This is a genomic window from uncultured Bifidobacterium sp. (genome assembly GCF_945269915.1).
Classification (GTDB): Bacteria; Actinomycetota; Actinomycetes; order Actinomycetales; family Bifidobacteriaceae; genus Bombiscardovia; species Bombiscardovia indica.
Genome location: NZ_CALYOY010000054.1, coordinates 1 through 6122, shown reverse-complemented (window position 1 = coordinate 6122; position 6122 = coordinate 1). Strand labels below are relative to the sequence as shown.

The following is a 6122-nucleotide window of genomic DNA, read 5'->3' as shown; positions in this document are numbered from 1 at the left end:
GGTCCCCGAACGCCTAAGGCAACAACCTACCTGCCCATGGGCAGGTACTTCTTGATCAGGTAGACGGGGGTGCAGCTCCAGGCGTGGCAGTAGCTGTTGATGAGGGTGCTGCCATAGGGGGAGTACTCCGGCTGGTCGGGGTCGAAGGCCTCCCAGTAGGTGTCGGCGCCCAGGGCGATCATCCTGCCCCAATAGGACTTCAGGAGCTTGATGGCCTCCTCCTTGAGGCCTGCCACGAAGAGTGCCTCGACAACGTGGTGGTACATGTAGGGTGTGGCGATGCCCGTGACGGGGAAGAGCTCGTGCACCGTGGTGGACATGAGATCGTGGTTGCCCTGGTCGTCGAGGACCCGGGCCAGGACCATCCATGTCTGACTGGCGATGTTGAATTCGTGGTCGGGGCCGGAGGTGAATAGTCCCCTCTCCTTGTCGAAGAGGTGGTCCTTGGCGTACTGGATCAGGGCGGACAACTTGGCTTCGTAGGGCCGTGCGTCCTCGCCGGCTTTGACGGTCAGGTCGATGAACTGACGGAGTGCATAGACCAGGACCCCGTGGATGGCCGTGGCCTTGTCGAAATCGTTGGACCAGTCCACGAAGACCGGGGTATCCCCGAGCCTGAGCTCGCCGTCATCGCCTACCAGATCCAGATCCACATCCATCTGCTTTTTGGCGATCGGGTACAGATCGTGGAGCACCTCCATGTCTTGTTCATGGTTCATGAGGTCGCTCAGGGTGGAGATGAAGAAGAGGCCATAGTCGAAGAGGAAGGTGTCATCGGGGGTGTCGGGATCAACGAAGACGTTGGCCGAGATGCGTCCATCCGTGGTGCTCATGCCGGCGAAGAGGTAGAGGCACCGCTTGATCAGGGTGGTGTCGTTGAAGGTGGCATAGTCTGCCAGGGCCTGGAGGCGCAGGTCGCCGGTCCACAGCCTGCGATCGCGCTTGGGGCCGTCCTCGAAGACCTCCTGCATGCAGTCCCGGAGCGTCTTGCAGCCGACCTGATAGATCCTCTGGATTTCCGGGTCATCGCTCACGGGCTCCTGGGGCAGGGATTCGACGGCGCTCACGGTCTGTACCCTGGCATCGCTGAAAACGGCCTGCCACTTGGGGGAGGTGTCGATCACCTTGATCTCCGCATAACGGAAGCTGTATCGTCTGGGCATCTCTAGGTCGACGGGAAGGGAATCCAGGTGGATGGTCTCCTCCTGAATCCAGGACTTGCTCAGCCAGCCGTCGTAGGTTGAGCTTTCCTGGGAGAGCTCAACGGGGAGCTCGGCGAACTTGAGACGCAGGGTCAAAGGTGCGTCCATGGGGGAGCCGACCGACTCGATATGGATGGAGAAGTGTCCGACCATATGGTCGCCGAAGTCCAGGATCAGCGAATCCCCTCGCTTCATGGGCTTGGATTGTCTGGCTGTGGAGGCGTCCGTTGTCACGGTCACCCCGCCCAATGATTCGGAGTCGGCGGTCAAGGTGCCTTCGCCCACCGGTTCCATGGTGCCGGTACGGAGCTTGGGGCGCAGTGCCTCGGCCTTGGCGAGCAGACGCTCGTCATGATTGAATGTGACGTCGTTGTTGATCTGGAACGTGAATCCCATTGTCTTACCTTTCAAAAATGCAGGGGCGTAGGGAGGTGGCCGAAGCGGCCGCCCTCACACCCCTGCATGGCATCGTCCCGTCAGACTTCCGCCTCGCGGACGCCGTACTTCTTCTGCATGGCAATCATGACCAGACCGCCGATCAGGCCGACGGTCAGGAGGGCCGCAAACCCGAACATGGTTCCGCGGATGGCCGAGGGGACGACCAGGGCCGGGGTGATCAGGGCGAAGAGACCGCAGCAGAAACGGGAGAAACCGTTGATGAAGCCCTGGACCGAGGCACGGACCTCCACCGGGAAGGACTCCTGGGTCCAGACCTTGTACATGGCCTCGCCGGCGAGGTTATTGCCGATGTTGTAGAAGCCGATGGCGATGACGATGGGCCAGAGCGAGGAGCTGCTCAGGGCCAGGCCAAGCATGGCGGCGATCTGGATGATCTGTGCGATGACGAAGACGATGTTGCGCCACTTTCCTCCGGAGAGGGAGGCGAAGATGGATGTGGTCACCAGGCCGAGCAGGTTGAGGACGATGCCGGCACCCGTGGCGAAGGTCTGGCTGGCGTGGGCCTGGACCAGGGTGAAGGTCTGGAACTGGCCGAAGGTGTTGGCCAGGAGGTTCCATGCCAGATAGAAGACCATGATGCAGGTGAAGAAGAGAACATACCTTGAGCTTCCCTTGCTGAAGAAGACACTGCGGATGTTGACCCTGTCGCCTTCGCCGACCACGGTATGCCCGCTTGCGGCCTCTTCCCTCCGTTCCTCGGCGATGCGCTGATCGGCCTCTTCATGGAAAATCCGGAACCTGGCGGATGAGAGGCGCCACAGCCAGGTGATTACAGCCACGATGGCCAGCAGGGCGAAGACGATCCGGGCCCCGGTGGCTCCGCTGACCTTGGAGACCAGGAAGGCGGCCACATAAGAACTGAGTACGCCCACCTGCCAGAAAATCTGTGTGGAAGAGACCAGCTGGGCCGAGGTCTTCTCGTTGGGGGAATCATGCGAGATCACGGTCAGACTGATCGGCAGATCGGCACCCGACGCAAGGCCTGCGATGATGACGCCAGCCAGCAGCATGGCGTAGTTGCCGGAGAAAACACAGACCAGGGCGCCGATGGCGTAGAGGAAGTTGAGCCAGTTGAATGAACGGATCAGGCCTGCATGTTTAGTGATTTGGCCGGAGAGGAGCGATCCGGCGGCAATGGCGAATGTTAAGGCACCGGAGATGATGCCTACCTGGCCATTGGTCAACCCCAGCCCCTGCTGCCAAACGGTAATCGTGGCCGAGAGTCCCACAATGATCCCGGATCCGAGAATAGATCCAATTCCCGCTGCAATGGCCAGAGGCCGATACCTGGTGAATTCCGATGTCTGTTCCATGTTCCCTGTCCTCGTTGATTGAGAAACCGTGTACCGCAACGTAGATTTATCGTAACGAGGTATGGATGGGGTTACAAGAGGCACGGAATCGCACTTTATTTGCAAATTCACAGATTGTGTGCATGAATGGTGGGGGTTGCAGTGTACGAACGTAGGGGATACCGGCCAGGTTCCTTGTCCCCGTCAGGCTTGGAAGGGTTCCATGTTCTCGCAACGACTTGATCGCATCCTTCATGAACACAATGAGGTCGAACGTCGCCAGCTCAGTACGGTCAGCAACTTCAATTACATGAACCTGGATTTCTCCCATGGTGCCGTGCCCCAGATGCCCGAGTGGATTTTCTTCAAGGATGGCAGCATAGCCGTCACCAAGAGCAACCGCTTCTCCTATGTGCCCGAGCACACTCACAGTTTCATCGAAATGAACTACATGTATTCCGGGAGGTGCACGCAATACATCAACAATGAGCTTGTCGAGCTGCATCAGGGCAGCCTGGTCATGCTGGACAAGGCCGTACCCCACCGAATCTCGTATACCGATGAGGACGATATCCTGGTGAACATCCTTGTTCAGGAGCATGCGGACATCACCTCCATGTTCACCATGGTCCCGGAGTCGCTCAATGTGATCTCCCAGCTCATCGCCAACGTGGGCAACGCCTCGACCCTGCATGACAACCTCATCGTCTTCGACCTGCAAGGGCACGCCGTGCCCACCAACCTGATCGAGGTGCTCATCGAGCAAGGGTTGGCTGGCCGGCCGACCGTTGGCCGGAACCGGGCCATGGAGCTGGTGCTTTCCGCACTGGTCATTGAATTGAAGGCATTGATTTCCAAAAGCGTCATCGATTTCGGCAACATCCAGGCCGAGCAGGTGGCTCCGATCATCTCATACATCAACCGGCACTATGCCACGGTGAGTCTGGTATCCGTCGCCGACCGGTTCGGTTACAACCCCAACTACCTGAGCAACAAACTGAAAAAGGCCACAGGGGAAGGTTTCCAGGAGCTGTTGGATCGCCGCAGACTGATCGAGGCGCAGAAAATGATGAACAGCACCGACTGTTCGAACCAGGAAATCAGCGAGGCGATCGGCTACCGCAATGTGACATCGCTCTTTCGGCTGTTCAACAAATATCTGGGTGCGACCCCCGATGATTACCGCAGCAAGAACCGCCAGCTCTAGTATTCCGGTTCCTGCCCCTCTTGTGGACAATTGAATACAACCACGGATATGCGTGAATGCCGATTTCCGCTGCACCGCCTCAGGGAGGTACCGAGCATGTGGAGCGGGGAGCATTAAGCCACCTCACCATGAGCGAAGGTGCCTGGCAAGTGGCGTGGGGAACTGCACTCACGGGTGTTTGACAATACAGGCCAAAGGCAGCTGATGCGCTTGCAGACCCGCGACAAATCGATTGCGTCGATCACTGACGCCGGAAGCCCGGTGCTTTCCCGATCGCAGATTGGTGAAGGTAGCTGACCCTGTGGGCGATGTATCAGCCTCGCAGGTGTCGAGGACGATTTGTCCGAAGGGAGGGCACTCCGGCTGTGATTGTTATCGGTGCCGGTTTTCGCGGGGAGGGGGGCATCGGGGACTCAATAGGGTATGAAGCGCCTGTCCATAATGACCGGACCGCATATGGAACACCAACAGCGCTCATCAAGGATACCCGTGGGGACGAACAGCAAACTGAAGGGTACGGTAAGCGCCGCCTACTCGCGGTCAAATAAACCGGGCTGCGCAACCCTGGTCGACATATCCGGCCTGTTCAAGGAGAACGTCGATGGGCGAGGTGTGGATTCACCGCCGATGCAGCTGCGTCTGCGGAACGTACCCATACTGAATTCGCCATACAGGACGCCGACCAACAAGGGGGGCAGGTAAGGGCGAAACAGCTGCCATCAACAATAATGGAGACGAGCTTGACACCGATTCCGCATCCAGGCCCATCTCCTGAAAAGCCTCGCCGATTCCGTATCGGAGACATGTCCTGGTTTATCCTGTGAGGTTAGCGGGCCAGGACACGCCTCCAGAGTTCGATGAAGTGCACGTGTCGGTCAGTCGGAGAGTTACCGGTATGCTCCAAACGCGTACTGGTGCAGATTGCAGCTATCAGAACGGTGGGAGGCGCGACGATCCATACGTTCTACCACGGCTTTTTCAGGCTCTTCATGGGAATGCGCACCATGACGGTTGATCGGGGGGGGGGGGCAATCGCCTGTCACCGCCATTGGCGAAGACCGCACCTAAAGGTGACTTCGGCTTGCCGAGGTCAGTTGCCATAGGGAAGAGACGATGGGCGGCATCGGTCTTGAGGAGTCGGGACAGGGTTCTTGCGATTCGTGAGTAGCTCACGATGGTACCGAAGCTGATATGCGCGGGGGATCTGGAAATGTATCGATCTGTGCTGATGGGGTCTCAGTGCGAAGCCGTCGCGACGGCCCCTGCGAAAGGCATGGTACCGCCTGATGTCATCGGTACGCACCTCCGATAGGCTCTATGTCGATGCGTGAACCTCTACGTCGGAGACGGCAATCAAGCGTAGCGTTCATGCCGGTATCAAGCTCAGGGTTTCCTGCACGGTCCGGTGATCTCTCGTGGGGCTTGAGCCCATAACCCATGATTCGCGAGGAAACGGTGGCAATTAGTCCTGCTGAATGCGGGATGTCGTGTCTCTGCTCGCTTCTGCGACACTGATGATTCCGCGTCGGCTTCCCGTCGGGGAGGAGACCCGGGACCGCTGAGCGGTGTCGGGTTTTGTGGGGCCGGGCGTATAACCGATGTCTGTTTGTATGGAGGAGGGCCGGTTACCGGGAGACGGCGCTGCGTGTTTCCCGATAACCGGCCCTCCTCGTGTGTGGCGGGTCGGTTACCGTTCTTCTACTTGGTGGAGGAGCCGTGTGCGATCCTTCGTCCGGTGCGAATGCTCACCAGGGTCAGGATTCCCGCGGCCAGGGTCAGGATTCCCGCGGCCAGGATGGGGGCGGTGTCGCTGCCCGTGCTGGACAGGACGCCGGACGGATTCGGGTTATCGGCCGGGCCGGTCGGCTGCTGTGTATGGTCGATTGGCTTTTGTGTGGGGTCGGTCGGCTTGGTGGGTTTCTGTACGGGTTTGGCGGGCCTGGTGGGTTTCTGTGTGGGGGT

Annotated in this window: 4 protein-coding genes; 1 reads left to right on the top strand and 3 read right to left on the bottom strand. The window is 59.0% G+C overall.

What is annotated here, in order from left to right; all coding sequences use genetic code 11:
- Positions 1-26: 26 nt before the first annotated feature.
- Together Q0K62_RS07705 and Q0K62_RS07700 are read right to left on the bottom strand one after the other, a co-directional pair.
- Positions 27-1598, bottom strand: a complete 1572-nt coding sequence (locus Q0K62_RS07705; RefSeq protein WP_297317394.1) for a hypothetical protein — start codon at positions 1596-1598, stop codon at positions 27-29.
- Positions 1599-1678: 80 nt separating this feature from the next.
- Entirely contained in the window at positions 1679-2974 is a 1296-nt protein-coding gene (locus Q0K62_RS07700; protein WP_297317393.1) for an MFS transporter, read from the bottom strand.
- A 202-nt stretch (positions 2975-3176) separates the two neighbouring features.
- Here Q0K62_RS07700 and Q0K62_RS07695 point away from each other — a divergent pair, with 202 nt between their 5' ends.
- The gene (locus Q0K62_RS07695; RefSeq protein ID WP_297317392.1) at positions 3177-4160 is read left to right on the top strand and encodes a helix-turn-helix domain-containing protein; all 984 of its coding nucleotides are present in this window, start codon (positions 3177-3179) and stop codon (positions 4158-4160) included.
- Between the two features lie 1698 nt (positions 4161-5858).
- Here the strand turns inward: Q0K62_RS07695 and Q0K62_RS07690 are convergent.
- Positions 5859-6122, bottom strand: a 264-nt coding sequence (locus tag Q0K62_RS07690) for a hypothetical protein (RefSeq protein WP_297317391.1), incomplete at its 5' end; no start/stop codon positions are given.

Coding starts and splice junctions, on each gene's coding strand:
- Q0K62_RS07705 (WP_297317394.1), bottom strand. CDS start 1,598: ATGGGATTCACGTTCCAGATCAACAACGACGTCACATTCAATCATGAC.
- Q0K62_RS07700 (WP_297317393.1), bottom strand. CDS start 2,974: ATGGAACAGACATCGGAATTCACCAGGTATCGGCCTCTGGCCATTGCA.
- Q0K62_RS07695 (WP_297317392.1), top strand. CDS start 3,177: ATGTTCTCGCAACGACTTGATCGCATCCTTCATGAACACAATGAGGTC.